Below are 18,719 nucleotides of genomic sequence, written 5' to 3'. Positions count from 1 at the left end.
ACTTCACCGACAAACGTATCCATCGATTCTCCGACGCGGTTGAGGGTGTGTGCATCCATGTGGGCATGGTCTCGAGAAATCCGTCGAAACTCGAGCGGACACGCCGAGGTAACAAAGTACTACTAGCATCCAGTTAGGTTGGTGAGCAGCAAACCCGCCCTTTAGGGCCAGGTAGTTGATTAACATGACAAAGCCACACTGCCCGGGCAGCAGCGGTTCGCATTCTTTCGATTCGCCTCTGCCGAGTGGACTTCCGGTTCCCACTTGCCTGCGCGACGGCGTGAGCACGTTCGCTTACCGAATCACCGAACCGGGCACAGTCCTCCGAAATCAACACGGTCGTCGCAACCCCTCATGTGAGAATGTCGCGACCACCGTGTTAACCACAATTCACACTGTGGGGCCTTCATCGTTCTCGTCCGACTAGTTCTGAGTCCGACTAATCAAGTTCGGAAATCGCGACCAGTCCGCCGAGATACTCAGCATCCGAATACGCCTTGGCGAGAAGGATTCCGAGCTCACTGAGCGCTTCGTGGTCGCCGCCGTATGCAACAAACATCCCGGCTTCGGGATCGGTGCTGAATCGGCCTTCCAGATTCGGCGCATCGCGTCCGACCACTGCGTGAGCCACCGAAGCCCAATCGTATCCACCCCCCTCGAACCCTTCAACTTGCTCGAATACAGCTGCGACTCTGCCGAAGTGCTGGTCCGTGAGCATCAGTGACCATTTTCCCGGTGACGTCTCGAAAAGCTGCAGAGGTTCGATCGAAGGCGATGTCATGCGTGCATTGAATCAGATCCGACTGACAGTGTGTTTCGATTGCCCACGGATTGAGCGAATGCACCGGCGAAGAGGGAGAGTCGTTCTCGGGTATAGGTTTCCGGATCATTGACAGTCAACCCGCCCGAGCGTTGCCACGAAAGCAACGTGGGGTGATGCGCTCAAACTCGCCCCACCTACCGCGCCGCGATCTGCCTCGCAGCGACCCTGACCTGGATCAACTCTTCTGCTTGATCGCGGAGCCACGTGGGTGATGCGTCAAGGTACGCCTCACCATCAGGTGCCACTACCGATATCCAGTCGGGGCCATGCACATATGAGATCACCTGACCGACCTCACCCCCAGGACCCGGGTTCGTCGCGACCATGTGCGTTTTCAGCACGGCAGAAGTCGATCACCCGTCGAGACGAACCGACGGTTCGAGACCCAGACAGCGATGATGGAGCCGAGCTGGCGATTGTCGACGACATGCTCTACGAGTTGCCTTCCCCACGATTCCAGTCGGCAGACGCGCTTGCGCCGGAACTACGCCAGTGAGCGTGCCGCCCGCAGCCCGGCATGCAGACGGCAGTCGGGAGCCAACCCGGCTCCTCAGCCCTCACGCCTCGCCACCTCAGTCAGTTGGTCGAAAGTTCGCACGAGGACCTCGCGTCGTTGCACCTTGTAGTCAGGCTTAGGTTCCAATCCATCGATCGCCCCGTCCCACACGGCCAGGAACCGGTCTTTCCATCCGACGATGGTCTCCGGGTCGGGCAGGCTGACCCCGACATAGCGCTGCTGCGCGATCAAGTGGAGCAACTCCAGGTTGCACGGCACTGCAACGCCCCAGTACTCGTCCGGCTCGATATCGACCAGGTCGCCGGACATAGCCGTGGTGACCTCGTCGACGAGCCTGCCGGTCAGGTCCGAAAGATGATCGGCGGCGGTGTCGTCGTCGAAGTTGCCGCTGCCCCAGGTCCCCATGGTGTCCATTCCCTCCCGCGTCCGATTCTGGCGATATTAAACCAGACGACCCCGACGTTCGGCTGATCTGCAGGCTCGGCCCGGAGCGAATCGAACAGGTCGTCACCTCGGTGTCGGGGCGTCGACCTCTAGCCTTCCGATTACACCGGACGCGGCGCACACGATCACAGACCGAACCGTCTACGACGCGGCGAAGCGATCCGACTTGGCCGAACAGGCATCCTGCCTGCAGGACCTCGTACATGCGAGTGTGCGCGACGCTTGCAGGGGTGCCGGCAAAGCTGCGTCCACACGTGCGGACCGGCGCCTTTGCGTGGGCTGACTGCAGAAGTGGATCCCACGGCAGAAATCACAGTTCAGCCAGCGAGACCTTTGCTGCCACGAACTCTTCTCGATCCCGTACGTGAAGCCCGGCGGGTGCTCGGCGGGTACTCGGGCGGTGTGTCCCCACCAAGGGAAGGCCGTGGCTGGTCCGCGGGCGGGCCTCAACTCTCCCAGCTGAGACTTCTCACCGTCCGATCCGGCATGAACGTGACTGTCAAAACTTGGTCCGACTCGAACGGCGGAAGGATGAAGTCGATCCAGCAGGCCACTTGGTTTGAATCATCACGCATCACGACGAACTCGGGCGGAGCGAACTGTGTGATGAGTTGCTTTGCGCTGATCTTGCCGGTACCGAACTTCTGCAGGAAAGAGCCCCGATCGGGGCGGGGAAGTTCCTCGGTGTGGAACTCGACCAAGGGAAGTGCGTGGCCACCATTGGCGATATCGCTCTCGAGAGCTCCCCTACCGGTTTGAAGTAGTTCAGGGAACGCATCCAGAACACCACTGACCCGGCCAAGAAGGGTGTCGTCTGCGCTGGCATTTTCGAAGATATGCACCCAAACCTGCACAGGACCATGATCGGTGTGGAAGGTGACATCACCTGCATACCCCTCGAAAGTGTCGAACGTAAGCTTTCCAGCCCGTCGCGTGGTGATAGTCGTTTCCATGCCCCACTACCCCATCGATTTCGGACAGGTGCAGCCTTTGATTCGCGAAGCACCGATCCGGACCACGACACGTTCGTCCGCGACTGAACGCGGGGCAAACGGGTCGTGCCGATCACCCTCAGCGCTACGGACCACGGCCTGGCAGTGCGGTGAATTCACACCAGACGATCTCAGACGGTTTGCGGCGCCCCGGCCCGAACTGCTGAGCCTCACACCGACGATCTAGCCCGATTCGTAGTCGGCGAGGCCTGGTGCCGTCGGACGTGCTCGCCTGGAGTTTGCGTGGCGGGTATGGCCGCCCGCGACCCGCCGATAACTCGACCGCTGATCCGAAAATCGGGGTGAGGTTCGCCGGCACGGTGATCGACAGGGTCAACGAAGCGCGGGGAAGATCCCTCCTGTCGGCAGTGTGGGCAGCGAATCGACTCGGGCAAGCGGACACATCATTGCGTCACCATCGGCCAGACGGAGACAGCGCGGCGTTCAAAACGCGTTGAGAACAACGACGTCGTGCTGCTCGATCTCATCGCAACGGTCACAGGAATCGCAGTCGGCGACAACGTCTGCTGCGCAACAGATCTCAAATCCGGTGGCACGACGTTACTGATCACCTTGTTCGCCGCCCACTCCCCGCAGTTGCTCTACGTTCCGGGAAGGATCGTGCATCACGCCGCGGCCACCTATCGTGGAGACGGTAAAATCGACACGAAAGACGTCCCGGACATCACTGATCGAGCGGCGGCTGCGACGTGCTGATCGGATGCAACACCGAAGAATTCCGCTTCTTTCCACCCGATCACCGCGCCGAAATGCGCACCCGATTTCAGGTGTGCGGTCAGGTCGCCGAGCCATTCCCGGCGCCATGAATTCCGGTCCAAGAATTCCCCTTTGCACCCGAAACCCGCTACATCCCAACAACTTTACAGTGCCTGCCGCCGCCCAGTACGTTCCGTTTCCATTCGCGGAGAATGGAAAGAATTCGTGCTCAAGCATGTCTCTCGACGCACACCGAGATCAGTTCGACCCGATCGACCGAGAAATATCGACACATTCGACACCTCGCACTGCACCCACCCGCTGCAGCTTCCCCTTGTCAATGATCCCGGATGACCTATCTACATTGAATCCTGTTCTGTAGCAACGAAACTACGGTACGCACACCGGACGTTCCCGCACAGCCACGAACACTAGGACCATCACCAAGACCATGTCCCAACCGAGCAGAGCCATTTCAGATGGCAAGTGCCAGATTTTCCAGGACAACCCAAGACAATGACCATAATTGGAACTGGCTCGCATTTTTGCAGGTCAAGCCCGATTCGATCTGTAGCGCGGGCAGGATCTTCATCTGCGATTTCTGCTCCACACTGGTTGAGGTTTGTTATCGTGGCACACATGGTCGCATCTGATTGCGGAGTGCCACAGCCGGGCCTGAGTGTCGGTCCCACCAGCGAGTTCAGTCTGTTCTTTCGCCTCAAACCGGGCCAGGGGCCGTCATTGCGTGCCGCCCTCGTCGACCTGCAAGAAACGCCTGGGTACCGCCCCGGTGACTACGGGATGGCGGTCCAGACAATCCACGAGGCGCGGTTCGTCATGTTCGACGACGACACGCGTCTCGCGTTCGTGACCAGCTTCGATGGCCCGTGGGACGCCTACATGGAGGACTTCTTCACCTCCGGGCCCGCTTTCACCGATCCCGGGTCGATCTTCCTGGACGGCAAGAACGTGCTCAGTATCGTCGTCGAGATCGACACCAGCTTCTTGTGGGGTCGGGATCTCGTGGGCGCCGTCGCCGAGACCCTCACACGGGGAACGTTCAACGTCAGGATCGAACGGGTGGGCCGCCCCGAGGTGAAGAACATGATGCTCGCCCCGAAAGAGTTCGACCCCGTGAACCGGGATCTGGAGATCCGCGACCTGTACAACATGGAGGACGCGTTCCACCTCGGCGACTCTTACCAAGGCGCCTACCGCGCGCGACTGGACGCCAACCTCGCCTTCTGGGATGGCTTGGACGGAAAGGTGGACTGGCCTGCCGAAGCGAACGGCAGCCACCCGCTCACGGACCTGGTCCTCGCCGACTACCTGATCGTCGACGTCACGAAGCCCTACGTCGAGCACGGCACGTTCCTCGAGATCGAGCTCGCCGCGCGGCGAGGCGAGGCTCACCAGACGTGCGGGGGGCGGACGTTGAACGACGACGTGATGGACACGATCTTCACCCAGCTGGTCAACGCCGGCCATGGCCCCACCATCCGCGACGGCGTCGACTCCGCCACCAGACCGGCCACCAGCACCTTCCCCTACCTGGCAACGCCGAACCCGAACCCGCCCGAACCCCCTGAGCACCACTGAGAACTAAGAGCGGATGAGACGGTGGCCGACATGACAGGCGTAACCCTTGAACTCGACGACATCCAGGCCGGCGTGTTGTCCGAACGTCCCTCCCCGTACGTCGGAACCTACCTCCTGCTACGTATCGACGACCGCGCCGACGGCCGTGAGCTCGTCCGACGGCTGCACGGGATCGTCAACCTCGCCGGAGCCGCCGACACCTCACTCACCGTCGCCTTCACGTACCACGGACTGAAAGCCCTCGGGGTACCGCAAGGGTCGCTGGATAGCTTCGCACCGGAGTTCAGGCAGGGGATGGCTGCCCGCGCAGCGGTGTTGGGCGACGTCGGCGAGAGCGCCCCCGACCACTGGGAGAAACCCCTCGGCTCCGCCGATGTGCACGCTGCCGTCCTGGTCCAGCGCGTCACGTGGGTTTGCCCTGCGTGCGTGGGCTCCCACCGGGCACTTGAAGCCGCGTGGGTCATCGGCGAAGAGGAAGTCGTTGTTGCGCTGTGGGTCGCTTCCCAGCTCGGGGTCGTCCTGGTCGGGGGAGAGTGCGAGCGGGGCGCCGCTCTGCCAGCGCCCGACCATCTTGGCGCCGAGGAGGTTCTCCTCTTCACGGCTGGCAGCCTTGGCGTGGAGGTAGGTCCGGTAGGCCGCTACCTTCGTGTGCAGCTTTCGGAACACAACATAGGTGCCGTTGCGGCCCAACACCTCGGGGGTGGGCATCGGCGGCAGCTCGCCCGTCTCGTCGGGATAGCCCAAGACGATCTCGCCGGCGTTGAGTGGTCGCTCACGGGGATTGGTGGGAGGGCGACCCCGCTTCCCTCGACGGAGGGTTGGCCGATCCCGTCCTTGAAGCCGAAGGAGGTTCGGCCCGTAGCGAGCTGGTAGCAGTCCTGACGCCAGATCAGCTGAACGCCCGGAAGCTCGATCTGGGCGCGGCGGGCCTTCTCGGCAGCTGCCTCGAGCTGCTCCTTATCGGATGAGAGAACAGCGACCCACATTGGCACTGTTCGACGTTATATTCCGCCACGTCGAGGGATACGACGGGCTTCCCGATCTGGCCGCCCTGCGCGCCTTTATCCTCGACGCCGAGCAGTCGGCAGTCGCATACGCCCGGAACTACGGCGGCACCGTCAAAGAAATTCGGAAGGCTCAGCGCGTGAACAACGCCTTTCAACAGGTGCTCGACCACCCCCAGGCCGCAGAGATCCTCCAGCACCCGGCGCTAAAGCCGCTGATGGACGAGGCCGGCGACTAACCGCTTCAGAGACGGGAACCCCATGTCGGACCACATCTCGGGGCCGCGCGCCCTGTCCAATCCGATCGCGGACATCACGGACGTGTACGCATTCCCGAGCCCCGAGAAGTCGGGTTGTCTCGTGCTTGTCTTGAATACCATGCCGATGGCCAAGCCCTCCGACTTGTTCTCCGATGGTCTGCTGTACCGCTTCCGGTTGCGGCCACTCCATCCGCCGAGTCCGAACGATGCCGGGTGGGGGTTCGTCCCCGGGGAAGAGGAGATCGTTGTGGATTGTGTCTTCGCCACCCCGGACGCCGGCGCCGGGCAGCAGCAGGGCACCTGCGTCAGTCCGTCGGGAGAACCGATCCCCTTCCTCGTCAACGATTCGGAGGGCGGCTCTGGCCCGTGGCGTGCGAGTCTTCGCTGGCACACGCTGGGATCCGTTCATCATGGATGCCCGCGCCGCCTTGGCGACGATCGCGACCCGGGAGCCAGCCGCAGGCGAGTTCTCATGCTGGTGGTGGCCGCCAGAATCGCTACGACTATCCCGACAACTAACTCGGCGCTATGCGGACTCCGAATCTCGGATGTACCTCAGTCAAGGTGGGGGCAGATGCGCCGTCTCGGGCCGGCGAACGATGTTCGTGAGACACCGAGTATCAACGAAAGCATCGAGCCGAGGGCTGCAACGACAGCGCTGGATCCTCTCCTCCGTAGGTCGTGTAGGCGCAGCAGCCGGGCACCGCGTGCGGTCCGGCGACGCCCCCGCTGGACGAGTGGGAAGGACCCGCCCTCCGGCGAGTGACAACCGGAGAGCGGGTCAGGCGCGGCGGAATCTGCCCACAGATTCGCCGCAGCAAGCCTTAGGTGCCCAGCAGACTGACTGTGTAAACCCGTTGCACGACAGAAGCCCCCAACCTTTCGAGGCTGAGACATTTGCCGCTTCCAGGAAAAGGTAGGCCAACCGGTACGTTCTATGCTCGCAGATGCCCCGGGTGGCCTAACATTCTGGCGACGAACGCACGCGGCGAGTTCGCGCAACCACTGTCGAAAACCTACACCGGAACTCTGGCACCGCTTTCGCGGTGAACTCCTCCCAGCGCCAACCGGGCGGTGATTGTCATCAGCCCGAGTACCGCGAACAGCACTCCGGCCCAAACCAATTGACGCGTTCCCAGGTGTCCGAGAAACCATCCGCCGACCATCGTCCCCACCGTGATCCCCAGATTGGAGAACGAGATGAACAAGCTGTTGCCGAATTCAGGTGCATCTACGGCATCCCTTCCCATCCAACTCTGCGAGACGACCAGCCCGCCCGAATGCACCACTCCCCAGATCAACACACCGACAATCATCGGGACGGAGTGCGGACCCACGAGATAAATCAGCACGTACACCACGACGTACAGAACCGGAAAAGCTACAACCGTTCGTACAACGCTCTTCCCGAGCATCGCTCCGAACACGAAGTTCCCGAAGATCATCACAACACCGAAAGCCAAGAGCATCGCGCTGATCCACGATCCACTCATCCCCGTCACGTCACCGAGATACTCGGCGAAATAGCCGTACACCGAGAACATGGCAGAAAAGACGAACATAACCGAAATAACCGTCAACCACACTCGCGGCCGTCGTAGGATCCCGACCTGCGCACCGTACGACATCTGTTGCGTCACAGGCGACGAGGGCAGGAGTGCCATGATTCCCACGAACGCGAGAACGTTGATTCCGGCACCGAAGACAAACGCCGTCGACACCGAGAAGTTCTCGGCCAGATACGACGTCAACGGCACACCGAAGGCGAATCCGACTGTGACACCGGCAAACACCTTCGTCGTCGCAGCGGCGGCCTTCTCCGGCGGCACCGAACGAACCGCACTCGCAAGTGCGACCGCGAAGAAGACCGGATGCGCGACGGCGGGAATGATCCGGAAAGCGAACATCACCTCGAAACTCGATGTCGTCGCGTAAACCAGATTGGATACCGCGAACACCGCAATCGCCACCAGCAGAACGGTTTTTCTGTTGATTCCCGATGCGACGAGCGTCATGAACGGACCCGTCACTGCCACGACAAGTGCGAATACACCAACCAACCATCCCGCAGCGGATGTGCTGATGCCGAACTTCTCGGAGATCTGGGGCAGAACACCGATGATCCCCATCTCGGTCGTGATGATTCCGAAGACGCCCAATGCCAGGACCGGAATCAACAATTTCGACTTCACGACAATTTCCTCCCACCGTGCCACACCGGGCACTTCAAAGATAAATATCTAGATATGTAGATATGTTTGCTCCAAAACTTGTCAACACAAAGACCGCCGACGGAAACGAACTGTCACAGTTCGTCGCGAACAAATTTCCGAAACTCGTCGATCACGGCTTCGTTCCGCCGGTAGTACGTCCACTTCCCGACACGGTCGGACTCAAGCAGGCCCACGTCCTTCATGGCCTGCAGATACCCAGAGATCACCGACTGCGCAAGGCCGGATCGAGCCTGGATATCACCGACGCAGACGCCGATATGGAAGCCGAGATCCTGCTGGGTGTACGAATCCTCGTCGAAGTACTTCGCTGGATACTTCAGCCACTCCATGATCTGCAGGCGGGTGGGGTTGGACAGCGCTTTGAAGATCGCTAATGCATCCATTGACCACATCTCCTCGCCACTGATCGGAACGAATCTACTTTCATAGATATGACTGACGAAGTCAAGCCTGAAAGGTGCACTGAGGGATGTGCATCACGCGACAGGCAATGAAGTGGGCTACGACACTTGCACTTCGGCAAACCTACGAGAAAAAAGTCGTGGCCCTTCGCCGGCGCCGGGGAAGACCGGCCTCGGTCGTGCACGATGCGCGTGTGCCGGTCGACCAAGGCCGCCGCCGACCGCCGACTGCAGTAGCACTGGGATACCACGTCGCCTGACCGGGGATTGGATGAGATCGCCTGGTCGCCAAGTAAGCCAACGCGATTGACAGGCGATTACGGAGACGCCGACACCTCGAGGGACACGACGCGCAGCAGTGCACGGAGATCACTCTCGATCCGTCGAAACAGTTGGTATACAACGCTGAATCCAGCGATCCCGCCCAGACACAACGCACGGACGGTTGCGTTGAGTTCCTCTCCGGCACCCGAACCGACAAAACTTAGCCCCGCGATTCCCACCAGAGGAACCGACGCCGCCACCGCGAGGTACCGTGTACTGCTCCGACCCAGCGATCGAATATCGCGTCCGTCGTCGCTTCGTAACTCGCCGTGCGACAACAAGATCGGATACAGACAGCGAACCGAGTAGTAAGTCAGGATGAAGAACGGATACGCGACTGCGACGGCGCCGCAGACGGCCAGCGACGACATCAGGTGCACGTAGGCGCGCTGCGGAATACCCCCGGCAGCAATCTGCAGTGCTACTGGATATGCGATGCCGGCCAGGACCCACAGACCGAAAGCGATCACCACCGCACGGTGGCCGACATTCAGCGTCGCGGTACGCGCCTTGTTCAAGACCTCCGCGCTGTACGTCTGCCCGTTACGCAGTCCGTGAGGCACGGGTGAGCGCGAGCCAGCACCAATACAGAATCGCTGCGGCGCCGAGAGAGAACGCAGCCACCCCGATGACCACATGAACCTGCTCGAGGTGCTGCTGAGCCTCCGGCGAGAGCCCCGAGATGATCAGCATCTTGTTGTAGTAGTAGTTGTAGCCCGCCGCTAGGAGGTTCGGAATTCCGATCGCGGCCAGACGGATCGGCAGCGCCCACTTCCACAATGTGGAACGTGGGCTCCCTTCCGGTTGGTCGACCAGATTGCGGGCAGATCGGTCCAGACATAGAGCGAACTGACGGGCTAGCTTTCGTCCACCCGACCACCTTCTATCTCTCTCGGGAGACAGCGACTTCACCAGAACTCGACGCAGCGCCGGCGGACAGTCATCAGGTAACCGGGCCTCGGGATCAACTCCGCGGCGGCGGGCCTCAAGTGCCTTCTGGGGCGACGGCGGATTCTCCCCGGTTCCGTCGTCCGTGAAAGACCGTCGCGCGTTCACGTTGCACCATTCGGTCTACACCCCGATCAAGGCGCTCGGGTTGTCGGCGCAGCCAGCGGTTCGTGTGATCAAGAAAGTCTCCGACGCGTACACCACTCGGACAGCGAACCTCAAAGCCGGAAACTACGGCCGACCCGGAACGAAACGATATGCGAGCGTCGCTGATACAGCAGTTCGCTTCCGATCGCTGGCGGCGCAACCGTTCGACGATCGGTGCTTGTCCTGGCAACTGGACTCGTCGACCGTCTCCATCTGGACGACATCGGGCCGAATGAGGGGTGTGCGGTTCGTGTGCGCGCCGTGGCAACACGAACTCCTTGCGGACCGCAAAGGTGAGAGCGATTTGGTGTTCCGCGACGGCTCGTTCTACCTGTATGCCACCGTCGATCAACCGGCACCGGCACCTATTGTGCCGGCGGAGGATCCGGCGGCGGGCTGGCTGGGCGTGGATTTGGGGATCGTCAACCTGGCGGTCACCACGGATGATGATCCGAAGGCTCTCGATGTTCGGTGGTCCGGTGGTGCCGTCACCGTGCGCCGTAAGAAGAACCAGGTGATGCGGACCGCGCTGCAGAAGGTGGGGACGAAGTCCGCGAAGCGGAAGTTGAAGACTCGGCGACGGAAGGAACAACGGTTCGCCACCGACATCAACCATCAGTTGTCGAAAACAATTGTTGCTCAGGCGCAACGCACCGACCGGGGTATCGCGATAGAGGATCTGTCGGGCATCCGTGATCGGGTACGGCTGGCCAAGAAACAACGAGCACAGGTGCATAGCTGGGCCTACGCCCAGTTGCGGGACTTCGTCACCTACAAAGCGGAGAGGGCGGGAGTCCCTGTGCAGGTGATCAACCCGCGCAACACCTCCCGCACCTGCTCACAGTGCGGATACTGCGATGAAAAGAATCGCCGCAGTCAAGCTAGGTTCGAGTGCCGGGAATGTGGGTGGACCGCGCATGCGGATCACAATGCTGCCCGCAACATCGCCGCGCTCGGGCATGAAAAGTATTGGGCCGCTCAATCAACCGTGCCTATCGCAGCCACCGCTCTAGCATCCAGTTAGGTTGGTGAGCAGCAAACCTGGTCCTTTAGGGCCGGGTAGTTGATCTCTCCCTTCCTCGCCAAAGTTTGATCGATGGCATCGAGAAGAAGTTGTCCGGATCGCTGCGCCGGCGGTGTCAGGCGGACAAGTTTGACCACATCGAGCAGGGTCCCACCTGGCACGTATTCCATGAACAGGACTCGCAGTGCGCGTTCCTCGAGCAGTCGTTGATCGAAGACGCGAACGATGTTGGGATGGTCTAGTTGGGCGAGAGTCTGCGGTTCGACTCCGACGTTGCGCGAGATCTTCAACGCAACCCATCGCTGCATCGAGAGTTGCCGAGCGAGGAACACTCGGGCGAACGCGCCGTGCCCACGTTCCAACACCAATTCGAAATCGTCCAAGTGCTGCCCGATCTCGAATTCGCCGAAACCCGAGAGTCCCAACATCATGACGTCTTCCCGACCAGCCAACGAATCACGGTCGAACATCTGCTCGAAACTCTCTGCCTGCAAAGGGAACTCGGTGAGATACTCGGCCGCCACGACGTCCTCGCCGCTCTGCTTCCGTAGCCGGAACTCCTCGTACAGGAGCTCGGCCGGTAGTGGCACTTCAAGCAATTCCGGATACTCGGCGCAATATTCCGTGAGTCGTTTCGGGCGATCACTTTTCAGCCAGCGGTATTCCATATCGATACCGACCAGTTCGATCAGCGCGGCCAGGCGAATCTTGGCGGGGTCGGGCAAATAGTCGCTCAGGTCGGACGGAGTTCGTCCGGCCTCCCAGTCCCCGACCAGCCGACTCAGTCCGTCGGATCCGTTGAGCCCGTCAGTATCGACAAGTCCCGAACTCACCGCTGTCGGTGTGGACAGACGCAACTCGGTGACGGTGCCCCGTTCGGTCACCGGCCCGCTCCGGACTGTCGCGTCACCGGCCTGCGCACCACGTTCATTCATGACACTTCTGTTCCGCACCTCGAGCACGATGAATCGAGATAACTCACTTCAGCGTAACCCCGGCTGTACCGTGACCCCAGCGAATCTATTCGGCGTGATCCGGCAGATTCGTGCCGATGCGAACGAGTTCTTCGCGATCTTTGATCTTGATCCGATCACGCCCGTGCCTCACACCGAGGTCACCTTCGGCAGCATCGATGCGAAGCCGTCCTTGTAGAGATTGGGACCGGCCTATCCCCCAAGGATCTACGTTCTTCGGGGCGCTAGTTCGTCATCGCGCCGATGGCCCCGGTGAAGTAGGGAACCAGCCAGATCGCCCAGACGACCAGGCTGAACTTGTGGAACTTCGCCTTCTCGGCGGGGCGATCCCGGAGCAGGACAATGACAGCCCACACCAGGTGAATGGCCATAAGCGCGATGGCTATTGCCCCGGTGACGATCATGATGTTGTTGAAGGTGGACGTTCCGGTATCCGGCGACTCATCGGAGATTCGGCTCATCAATACAGTCCCGGTTGCGTCGCAAATCAGGCCGAGCGCGAATGCACCGGCATGCCACCACTTCAGGGTCTTCTGGATACGTTCAGACCACACACCGATCGAGTAGAAAACCAGGGCAAACGTAATGACGATGATCGCTGCGGCCAACATGCCCTGAGATTAACTCGGGGCGATCTGCAATGCGCGGATGCACTCGGGCATGCGTGTCGAATGGGACAAATCCCCTCCGACAAAAAAGTCAACGCTGGACTAGAGCGCATGAAGGTTGTTCACCGCGCCCTAGTCCAGCATCGAATTCTCTACTGCTACAGATTGATTACGTCGCCCACGAAGATGCTGTCGGGGTGATCGATCTGCGGGTTCATTGCCCAAACTTCCTGCCAAGTGAGCCCTCGTGATGCACCGAGGTCGAACAACGTGTCGCCGGCTGAAACAACGACCGCTTCGCCCGACACAACAGTCTCCGCCTCCGGAATGCTCTCCACCGGTGACGCCTCAGTCGGACCAGGCTCAAAAACGGGAGCGATTTCAGCTGCTACTGCAGGCTCAGGTGCAACTGCAGTTTCAGGTGCAACTGCAGTTTCAGGTGCGGATTCAGGTATTACTGCAGGTGCAGGCTCAGACACTGCTTCAGGCTCAGGTACCACTGCAGGTGCGGGTTCAACCGCTGCCACAGGTTCAGGTGCTGCCACAGGTTCAGGTGCAACGACACTACTCGAACCGGTGTTGCATGCGCCGACCGATTTCAGGAAGGACATGGGATCGACCGCCCCGGAACCGTGAATGCGGAGATGCAAATGTGGTCCGGTAGAGCTGCCGGTGTTACCCGTGGCCCCGATCTGCGCGCCGACCTCCACGTGCTGCCCCACATTGACCCAGGTTTCGGAGAGGTGACCCATCTGGATCTGCTCGCCTGAATCCGCTTCCAGCTGGATGTAGGTTCCGTATCCGCCGGGATCGTTCGGTCCGGCAACAGAAATTGTTCCTGAGGTCGGCGCATTGAGCACGGTGCCAACATTAACGGCGAAGTCAACGCCATCATGTCCTCCGTGGTAGCCCTGCGACAGTGATCCCTCAACAGGCCACTCCCAGCTGCAACTCTCTGACCAGCCTTGTGCGGCGGCCGTACCAGCGTTCACTACTACGCCGGCGCCTACGAGAGAACCCAATCCTGCAGTGACTGCGATGAATCGTTTCGTGTTGGAAGCCTTGCTATTGCTGTGTTTACTCATGTTTCCTTGACTGATTTGACCGGGGCAGTTGCAGTCTTGATCACGCTGACACAACTGAGTACGTGCTCCGCCTCATGGGCGTACAGCACGGGACCCCGTGGGATGAACAGTGAGAACGCGCCGTCGCAACGACGGCTCTCGCGTGCCACTGACACTTGGATATCTGCGATTTCCGACGCACAGCCCGAATCAATTACGGGCGGGTGCCTACCGGGTTGTCTGGAACGACGGGTTGGAACATGCAGATCCTTGCGTTGCGAATGGCAAATTACCTACACACCATCTCGCGGCGCGACCCCTGCACGCGACGGCCGAATTACCCGAAAACATACCTAGATCGGATTCCCGCCCGACCGGTCGATATCAAACTTGCGGCATCCGCGACTATTGCGGTGGACGTAGTTCACCAAGTTGCCCGGTGAGGGCTGCCAATCCCACTCCGAGCAGGCCGACGGCCATGAACCCGCAGATCAGTGCCAGCACACTGACGATCAGAAACTGAGCAACTATCCCACGCGCCCGTGTTGTGCCGAGCGGACCCAACTCGCCTTTGCAGAATCCCTGGGCCGGCGCCGAATACTCCACTATCCGAGCGGGCCCGGGAGCAATGACGTCGGTGCAACGTCCGATAGTCGATTTCAGCGATCTCGACCTTCGTTCATTGACATAGACATCAATCGACAGATGCTGTGCGTCCGGAATCGTCAGACGATGCTCGCCCCAGGGAAGAACTTCGGTTTTGCCGTTGATCGTGACTATCGGATGATGCGATGTGCCCCACAAGAGCGCAATCTTCGACCGCTTCAAAACAATCAGGACGGTCCCGGGAACTGCTCCAACCAGTGGATGCGACTCGGTCTTGCGCACGTCAGCGTTCCGTTCTGTTCTCGGGTGGTCTCGACTGGGAGGATCGGAGCCTCAACCATATCGGTGACACACGTCGGGTCGGCAACTCCCACAATAGGGAATTACCGACCCGAGTTGTCACTACCGACTACAGATACTGACCCGTGTTCGACTCCGTGTCGATTGCGCGGCTGGCACTCGCGTTCTTGCCGGTGACGAGGGTACGGATGTAAACGATCCGCTCCCCCTTCTTACCTGAAATGCGTGCCCAGTCATCAGGATTGGTGGTGTTGGGCAAATCCTCATTCTCGGCGAACTCGTCGACAATCGAATCGAAGAGATGCTGAACCCGCAACCCGGGTGCACCGGTGTCGAGGACCGACTTGATTGCGTACTTCTTGGCACGGTCGACGATGTTCTGGATCATGGCACCCGAGTTGAAGTCCTTGAAGAAAAGGACTTCCTTGTCACCGTTGGCGTAGGTGACTTCGAGGAACCGATTCTCCTCACTCTCCGCATACATCCGATCGACGACGCGCACGATCATTGCCTTGAGGCAGGCGGTACGGTCGCCGCCGAACTCCGCGAGGTCGTCGGCGTTGATCGGCAATTTGTCCACCAGGTACTTCGAGAAAATATCCTGAGCGGATTCGGCGTCGGGACGCTCGATCTTGATCTTCACGTCGAGTCGGCCCGGACGCAGGATGGCAGGGTCGATCATGTCTTCGCGGTTGGACGCACCGATCACGATGACATTCTCGAGACCTTCGACGCCGTCGATCTCACTGAGCAACTGCGGAACGACCGTCGTCTCCACGTCAGACGAAACACCCGAACCGCGGGTCCGGAAGATCGAGTCCATCTCGTCGAAGAACACGATGACGGGGGTACCTTCGGAAGCCTTCTCGCGCGCACGCTGAAAGATCATCCGAATGTGACGCTCGGTTTCACCGACGAACTTGTTGAGAAGTTCCGGTCCCTTGATGTTCAGGAAGTAGGACTTGGCGTCCTTGCTATCTTGTCCGCGGGCTTCGGCGATCTTCTTGGCCAACGAGTTGGCAACCGCCTTCGCGATGAGCGTCTTTCCACAACCGGGCGGTCCGTAGAGCAGAACGCCCTTCGGCGGCCGGAGCGAATACTCGTGGAACAGATCCTTGTGCAGGAAGGGCAATTCGACGGCGTCGCGAATCTGCTCGATCTGACGGCCGAGACCGCCGATGTCGTCGTAGTGAACGTCCGGAACTTCTTCGAGAACCAGGTCCTCGACCTCCGCCTTGGGGATGCGTTCGAAGGCATACCCGGCCTTGGAGTCGACAAGGAGAGAGTCTCCGGGTCGGAGTTTGCGGGTCGGAGAATCCGCGTCGTAGGCGATGATGTCGGCCTGGGGATCTGCGAAGACAGCGGCCAGCGGCGCCGCGAGCCACACGATCCGCTCCTCGTCCGCGTGTCCGACGACCAGTGCGCGCAGGCCGTCATCGAGCACCTCACGCAACGTGCTGATCTCACCGACCTGCTCGTACGTTCCGGCCTCGACGATGGTGAGCGCCTCGTTGAGTCGCACCGTCTGCCCGAGGGAGAGGGTTTCGGTGTCGATGTTCGGTGAGCACGTCAGTCGCATCTTGCGGCCGGAGGTGAACACGTCGACAGTTTTATCCTCGTGAACCGCGAGGAGCACTCCGTAGCCGCTGGGCGGCTGCCCAAGTCTGTCGACTTCTTCGCGCAGCGCGATGAGCTGCTGGCGGGCTTCTTTGAGTGTGTCCATCAACTTGCCGTTACGGATGGCGAGCGAGTCAAGTTTCGACTCCAACTCCCGCACCTGCTCCGGCGACTGTGCAAGCTGACGGCGCAGAACCTGAAGTTCCACTCGTAACGCGTGAAGCTCTTCTGCTGCCGCAACCGAATCCGGGTTCTCTGTCGAGCTCATGTGCGTCTCCTCCCAGTGCGATGCATCAACGCTACCGGCATCAGGGCCCAAGTGTCGCCAGACACGGTGTGGGAGTGAGATTTCACTGCCGCACATTTGTCCCGGTTGCCAGTACTGACCCTCAAGTAGGTCATGTTAGCCTTGCCTACAAGATGGAGACAGCGCCTGTCTCTACTACAACGAAAGGTCACGCTGTGATCATCCGCAAGACTCTTGTCAGTGCTTGTGCCGTCGCCGCAGTTCTCGCCCTCGGCGCCTGTGGCTCCGACGACTCGAAGGACACGGCCGCTGCCACTTCGACTGCTGTAGCTGCCGCCACGTCCGCGAAGTCGACGTCCGCATCGACTGCTGCCGCACCGACCGCCGACGAGCTGAACGCCGCACTGATCACGCTCATCGATCCGGCCAAGCCGATCGCCGAGAAGACCGCACTCGTTGTCGACGGCTCCGCACGCCAGGCCAACATCGAGACCATGGGCACGGCACTTGGCGCCAACCCCGCGTACAAGATCACGTTCACCGTCGAGAACGTCAAGGTCGACGGTGAAACTGCAACTGCTGACGTCGCTATTGTCAGCCCGCACGGCACCATGCCCGGCACGCCGTGGACGTGGGAGCTCGAAGACGGTTCCTGGAAGCTCGCCGATACCTCGGCTTGCACGCTGTTCGAAATGGGTCGCGCGCCCTGCGCATAAGGCTTTGAAACAAAAAGAACGGCGATCCGGAATCTCGGATCGCCGTTCTTTTGTTCTGTCAGTGACTATTTGGCTGCTGCGGTGTTGGAACCCTTGCCGGCGCGACGCTGCGGCTTGGGGGTCACAGTTCCCTCGGCGAGACGACGCGCACTGATCAGGAACGCGGTATGCCCCTGCATGCGGTGCTCGGGTCGCACGGCCAAGCCGACCACATGCCAACCGCGGACGATGGACTCCCACGAGCGCGGTTCCGTCCAGCATTCCTGCTCACGCATTGCCTCGACGACCTTCGACAGCTGAGTCACGGTCGCCACATAGACGATCAGCACGCCGCCGGGAACCAACGCATTCGCCACGGCCGGCAGAACGTCCCACGGTGCAAGCATGTCGAGAACAACTCGATCGACCTTGCCGCCGTGGTTATCCGGATCGAAGTCCGCGAGATCCGCGATGGTCAGTTCCCAGTTCGGGGGACGCTCACCGAAGAATGTCTCGACATTGCGAACCGCGTGTTCGGCGTGATCGTCGCGGACCTCGTAGGACATCACCTTGCCCTCGGGTCCGACTGCACGAAGCAACGAACATGTCAGGGCGCCGGAACCGGCACCAGCTTCGAGCACACGAGCGCCCGGGAAGACGTCGCCCTCATGGACGATCTGAGCCGCGTCCTTCGGGTAGATCACCTGAGCGCCGCGGGGCATCGACAGCACGTAGTCGACGAGCAGTGGGCGCAATGCCAGATAGGGGGTGCCGTTGACCGACTTGACGACGCTACCCTCGTCGGCACCGATCAAGTCGTTGTGCACGATTCCACCCTTATGGGTGTGGTACTCACGGTTGGCCTCGAGCACGATCGTGTAGTGACGACCCTTGCCGTCCGTCAACTGGACGCGGTCGCCGACACGGAACGGTCCGGACGGACGCTTCCCGGGTGCGGTGAGCTCAGGCTCAGCCGACTCAACGACCTCGAGGTCAGTTGCAATTTCAGATGTTTCAGAGACATCTGTTTCAGGGACATCTGTTTCAGGGACATCGGCGACAGCGGACTGCGCAACCTCATCCACTTCGGTTGTGATTTCTTCCGGTTGCAGCTCGTTCGCCATGCGTGAGTAATCCCTGTTCGTTTGTTCCGGCGTCCTCGCCACCGGCTCCG

Annotated in this window: 18 protein-coding genes and 4 pseudogenes; 8 read left to right on the top strand and 14 right to left on the bottom strand. The window is 60.6% G+C overall.

Annotation, left to right across the window (positions count from 1 at the left end):
* Positions 1-439 precede the first annotated feature (439 nt).
* The 3 genes from MTX36_RS19915 to MTX36_RS19905 form a co-directional block, all read right to left on the bottom strand.
* Positions 440-781 (bottom strand): Imm51 family immunity protein, encoded by a 342-nt coding sequence (locus MTX36_RS19915; RefSeq protein WP_243621399.1) that lies wholly within the window; start codon positions 779-781, stop codon positions 440-442.
* Between the two features lie 592 nt (positions 782-1,373).
* Positions 1,374-1,754, bottom strand: coding sequence for a DUF4259 domain-containing protein (locus MTX36_RS19910; protein WP_243621398.1), 381 nt, complete (start codon positions 1,752-1,754; stop codon positions 1,374-1,376).
* Positions 1,755-2,230: 476 nt separating this feature from the next.
* Positions 2,231-2,737, bottom strand: coding sequence for a DUF2004 domain-containing protein (locus MTX36_RS19905; RefSeq protein WP_243621397.1), 507 nt, complete (start codon positions 2,735-2,737; stop codon positions 2,231-2,233).
* 420 nt (positions 2,738-3,157) lie between these two features.
* Here MTX36_RS19905 and MTX36_RS19900 point away from each other — a divergent pair, with 420 nt between their 5' ends.
* The 5 genes and pseudogenes from MTX36_RS19900 to MTX36_RS30585 form a co-directional block, all read left to right on the top strand.
* Positions 3,158-3,493: a transposase gene (locus MTX36_RS19900; RefSeq protein WP_308198238.1), complete on the top strand. Its 336-nt coding sequence runs from the start codon at positions 3,158-3,160 to the stop codon at positions 3,491-3,493.
* Positions 3,494-4,132: 639 nt separating this feature from the next.
* Complete coding sequence (locus MTX36_RS19895; protein WP_243621396.1) at positions 4,133-5,092, top strand: DUF4331 family protein; 960 nt, start codon at positions 4,133-4,135, stop codon at positions 5,090-5,092.
* A 30-nt stretch (positions 5,093-5,122) separates the two neighbouring features.
* Positions 5,123-5,965, top strand: a complete 843-nt coding sequence (locus MTX36_RS19890) for a hypothetical protein (RefSeq protein WP_243621395.1) — start codon at positions 5,123-5,125, stop codon at positions 5,963-5,965.
* Positions 5,966-6,056: 91 nt separating this feature from the next.
* Entirely contained in the window at positions 6,057-6,335 is a 279-nt protein-coding gene (locus MTX36_RS19885) for a hypothetical protein (RefSeq protein ID WP_243621394.1), read from the top strand.
* Between the two features lie 22 nt (positions 6,336-6,357).
* Positions 6,358-6,525, top strand: a pseudogene (locus tag MTX36_RS30585) (DUF4331 family protein); the annotation flags it as partial.
* 299 nt (positions 6,526-6,824) lie between these two features.
* On the opposite strand, the pseudogene MTX36_RS30580 reads toward MTX36_RS30585, so the two are convergent.
* From MTX36_RS30580 to MTX36_RS30280, 4 genes and pseudogenes are all read right to left on the bottom strand, one after another.
* Positions 6,825-7,013 (bottom strand): annotated as a pseudogene (locus MTX36_RS30580) (amino acid permease); the annotation flags it as partial.
* A 359-nt stretch (positions 7,014-7,372) separates the two neighbouring features.
* Positions 7,373-8,548 (bottom strand): MFS transporter, encoded by a 1,176-nt coding sequence (locus MTX36_RS19875; protein ID WP_243621392.1) that lies wholly within the window; start codon positions 8,546-8,548, stop codon positions 7,373-7,375.
* Positions 8,549-8,661: 113 nt separating this feature from the next.
* The gene (locus tag MTX36_RS19870) at positions 8,662-8,973 is read right to left on the bottom strand and encodes a helix-turn-helix transcriptional regulator (protein WP_243621391.1); all 312 of its coding nucleotides are present in this window, start codon (positions 8,971-8,973) and stop codon (positions 8,662-8,664) included.
* Positions 8,974-9,308: 335 nt separating this feature from the next.
* A pseudogene (locus MTX36_RS30280) lies at positions 9,309-10,359 on the bottom strand (serine/threonine protein kinase); the annotation flags it as partial.
* Between MTX36_RS30280 and MTX36_RS19855 the strand changes: the two are divergent.
* Complete coding sequence (locus tag MTX36_RS19855; RefSeq protein WP_243621388.1) at positions 10,349-11,434, top strand: RNA-guided endonuclease TnpB family protein; 1,086 nt, start codon at positions 10,349-10,351, stop codon at positions 11,432-11,434. The pseudogene MTX36_RS30280 and the gene MTX36_RS19855 overlap by 11 nt on opposite strands.
* Positions 11,435-11,475: 41 nt before the next feature.
* Here the strand turns inward: MTX36_RS19855 and MTX36_RS19850 are convergent.
* Positions 11,476-12,369: pseudogene (locus MTX36_RS19850) on the bottom strand (serine/threonine protein kinase); the annotation flags it as partial.
* Between the two features lie 94 nt (positions 12,370-12,463).
* Between MTX36_RS19850 and MTX36_RS29925 the strand changes: the two are divergent.
* Positions 12,464-12,586 (top strand): hypothetical protein, encoded by a 123-nt coding sequence (locus MTX36_RS29925; protein ID WP_279394806.1) that lies wholly within the window; start codon positions 12,464-12,466, stop codon positions 12,584-12,586.
* Positions 12,587-12,632: 46 nt separating this feature from the next.
* Here the strand turns inward: MTX36_RS29925 and MTX36_RS19845 are convergent, their stop codons facing one another.
* The 5 genes from MTX36_RS19845 to arc all read right to left on the bottom strand — a co-directional run bounded on the left by MTX36_RS19845 (position 12,633) and on the right by arc (position 16,871).
* On the bottom strand, positions 12,633-13,019 hold the full coding sequence (locus tag MTX36_RS19845) for an HsmA family protein (protein ID WP_243621386.1): 387 nt from the start codon (positions 13,017-13,019) through the stop codon (positions 12,633-12,635).
* Between the two features lie 155 nt (positions 13,020-13,174).
* Positions 13,175-14,101, bottom strand: coding sequence for a M23 family metallopeptidase (locus tag MTX36_RS19840; RefSeq protein WP_243621385.1), 927 nt, complete (start codon positions 14,099-14,101; stop codon positions 13,175-13,177).
* Positions 14,098-14,250, bottom strand: a complete 153-nt coding sequence (locus MTX36_RS19835; protein WP_243621384.1) for a hypothetical protein — start codon at positions 14,248-14,250, stop codon at positions 14,098-14,100. Before MTX36_RS19835 ends, MTX36_RS19840 begins: the two co-directional genes overlap by 4 nt.
* A 235-nt stretch (positions 14,251-14,485) precedes the next feature.
* Entirely contained in the window at positions 14,486-14,968 is a 483-nt protein-coding gene (locus MTX36_RS19830; RefSeq protein ID WP_243621383.1) for a hypothetical protein, read from the bottom strand.
* Positions 14,969-15,095: 127 nt separating this feature from the next.
* Complete coding sequence (arc, locus tag MTX36_RS19825) at positions 15,096-16,871, bottom strand: proteasome ATPase (protein ID WP_243621382.1); 1,776 nt, start codon at positions 16,869-16,871, stop codon at positions 15,096-15,098.
* Between the two features lie 194 nt (positions 16,872-17,065).
* On the opposite strand from arc, the gene MTX36_RS19820 reads away from it, so the two are divergent.
* Positions 17,066-17,566 carry a hypothetical protein gene (locus tag MTX36_RS19820; protein WP_243621381.1) on the top strand — a complete coding sequence of 167 codons (501 nt, stop codon included), beginning with the start codon at positions 17,066-17,068 and terminating at the stop codon, positions 17,564-17,566.
* A gap of 65 nt (positions 17,567-17,631) precedes the next feature.
* Here MTX36_RS19820 and MTX36_RS19815 read toward each other — a convergent pair whose 3' ends face one another.
* A complete protein-coding gene (locus tag MTX36_RS19815) occupies positions 17,632-18,669 on the bottom strand; it encodes a tRNA (adenine-N1)-methyltransferase (RefSeq protein WP_243621380.1) in 1,038 nt (345 codons plus the stop codon).
* Positions 18,670-18,719: the final 50 nt, after the last annotated feature.

The organism is Rhodococcus sp. ARC_M6 (assembly GCF_022810305.1).
In the GTDB taxonomy this organism is placed as follows: Bacteria; Actinomycetota; Actinomycetes; order Mycobacteriales; family Mycobacteriaceae; genus Rhodococcus_F.
The sequence above is the reverse complement of the archived record's forward strand: the minus strand, read 5'-3'. Positions and strand labels throughout refer to the sequence as shown.

Excerpts from the sequence above, each read along its gene's own strand:
- MTX36_RS19915 (WP_243621399.1), bottom strand. The coding sequence starts at position 781 with ATGACATCGCCTTCGATCGAACCTCTGCAGCTTTTCGAGACGTCACCG.
- MTX36_RS19910 (WP_243621398.1), bottom strand. The coding sequence starts at position 1,754 with ATGGACACCATGGGGACCTGGGGCAGCGGCAACTTCGACGACGACACC.
- MTX36_RS19905 (WP_243621397.1), bottom strand. The coding sequence starts at position 2,737 with ATGGAAACGACTATCACCACGCGACGGGCTGGAAAGCTTACGTTCGAC.
- MTX36_RS19895 (WP_243621396.1), top strand. The coding sequence starts at position 4,133 with ATGGTCGCATCTGATTGCGGAGTGCCACAGCCGGGCCTGAGTGTCGGT.
- MTX36_RS19890 (WP_243621395.1), top strand. The coding sequence starts at position 5,123 with ATGACAGGCGTAACCCTTGAACTCGACGACATCCAGGCCGGCGTGTTG.
- MTX36_RS19885 (WP_243621394.1), top strand. The coding sequence starts at position 6,057 with ATGAGAGAACAGCGACCCACATTGGCACTGTTCGACGTTATATTCCGC.
- MTX36_RS19870 (WP_243621391.1), bottom strand. The coding sequence starts at position 8,973 with ATGGATGCATTAGCGATCTTCAAAGCGCTGTCCAACCCCACCCGCCTG.
- MTX36_RS19845 (WP_243621386.1), bottom strand. The coding sequence starts at position 13,019 with ATGTTGGCCGCAGCGATCATCGTCATTACGTTTGCCCTGGTTTTCTAC.
- MTX36_RS19840 (WP_243621385.1), bottom strand. The coding sequence starts at position 14,101 with ATGAGTAAACACAGCAATAGCAAGGCTTCCAACACGAAACGATTCATC.
- arc (WP_243621382.1), bottom strand. The coding sequence starts at position 16,871 with ATGAGCTCGACAGAGAACCCGGATTCGGTTGCGGCAGCAGAAGAGCTT.
- MTX36_RS19815 (WP_243621380.1), bottom strand. The coding sequence starts at position 18,669 with ATGGCGAACGAGCTGCAACCGGAAGAAATCACAACCGAAGTGGATGAG.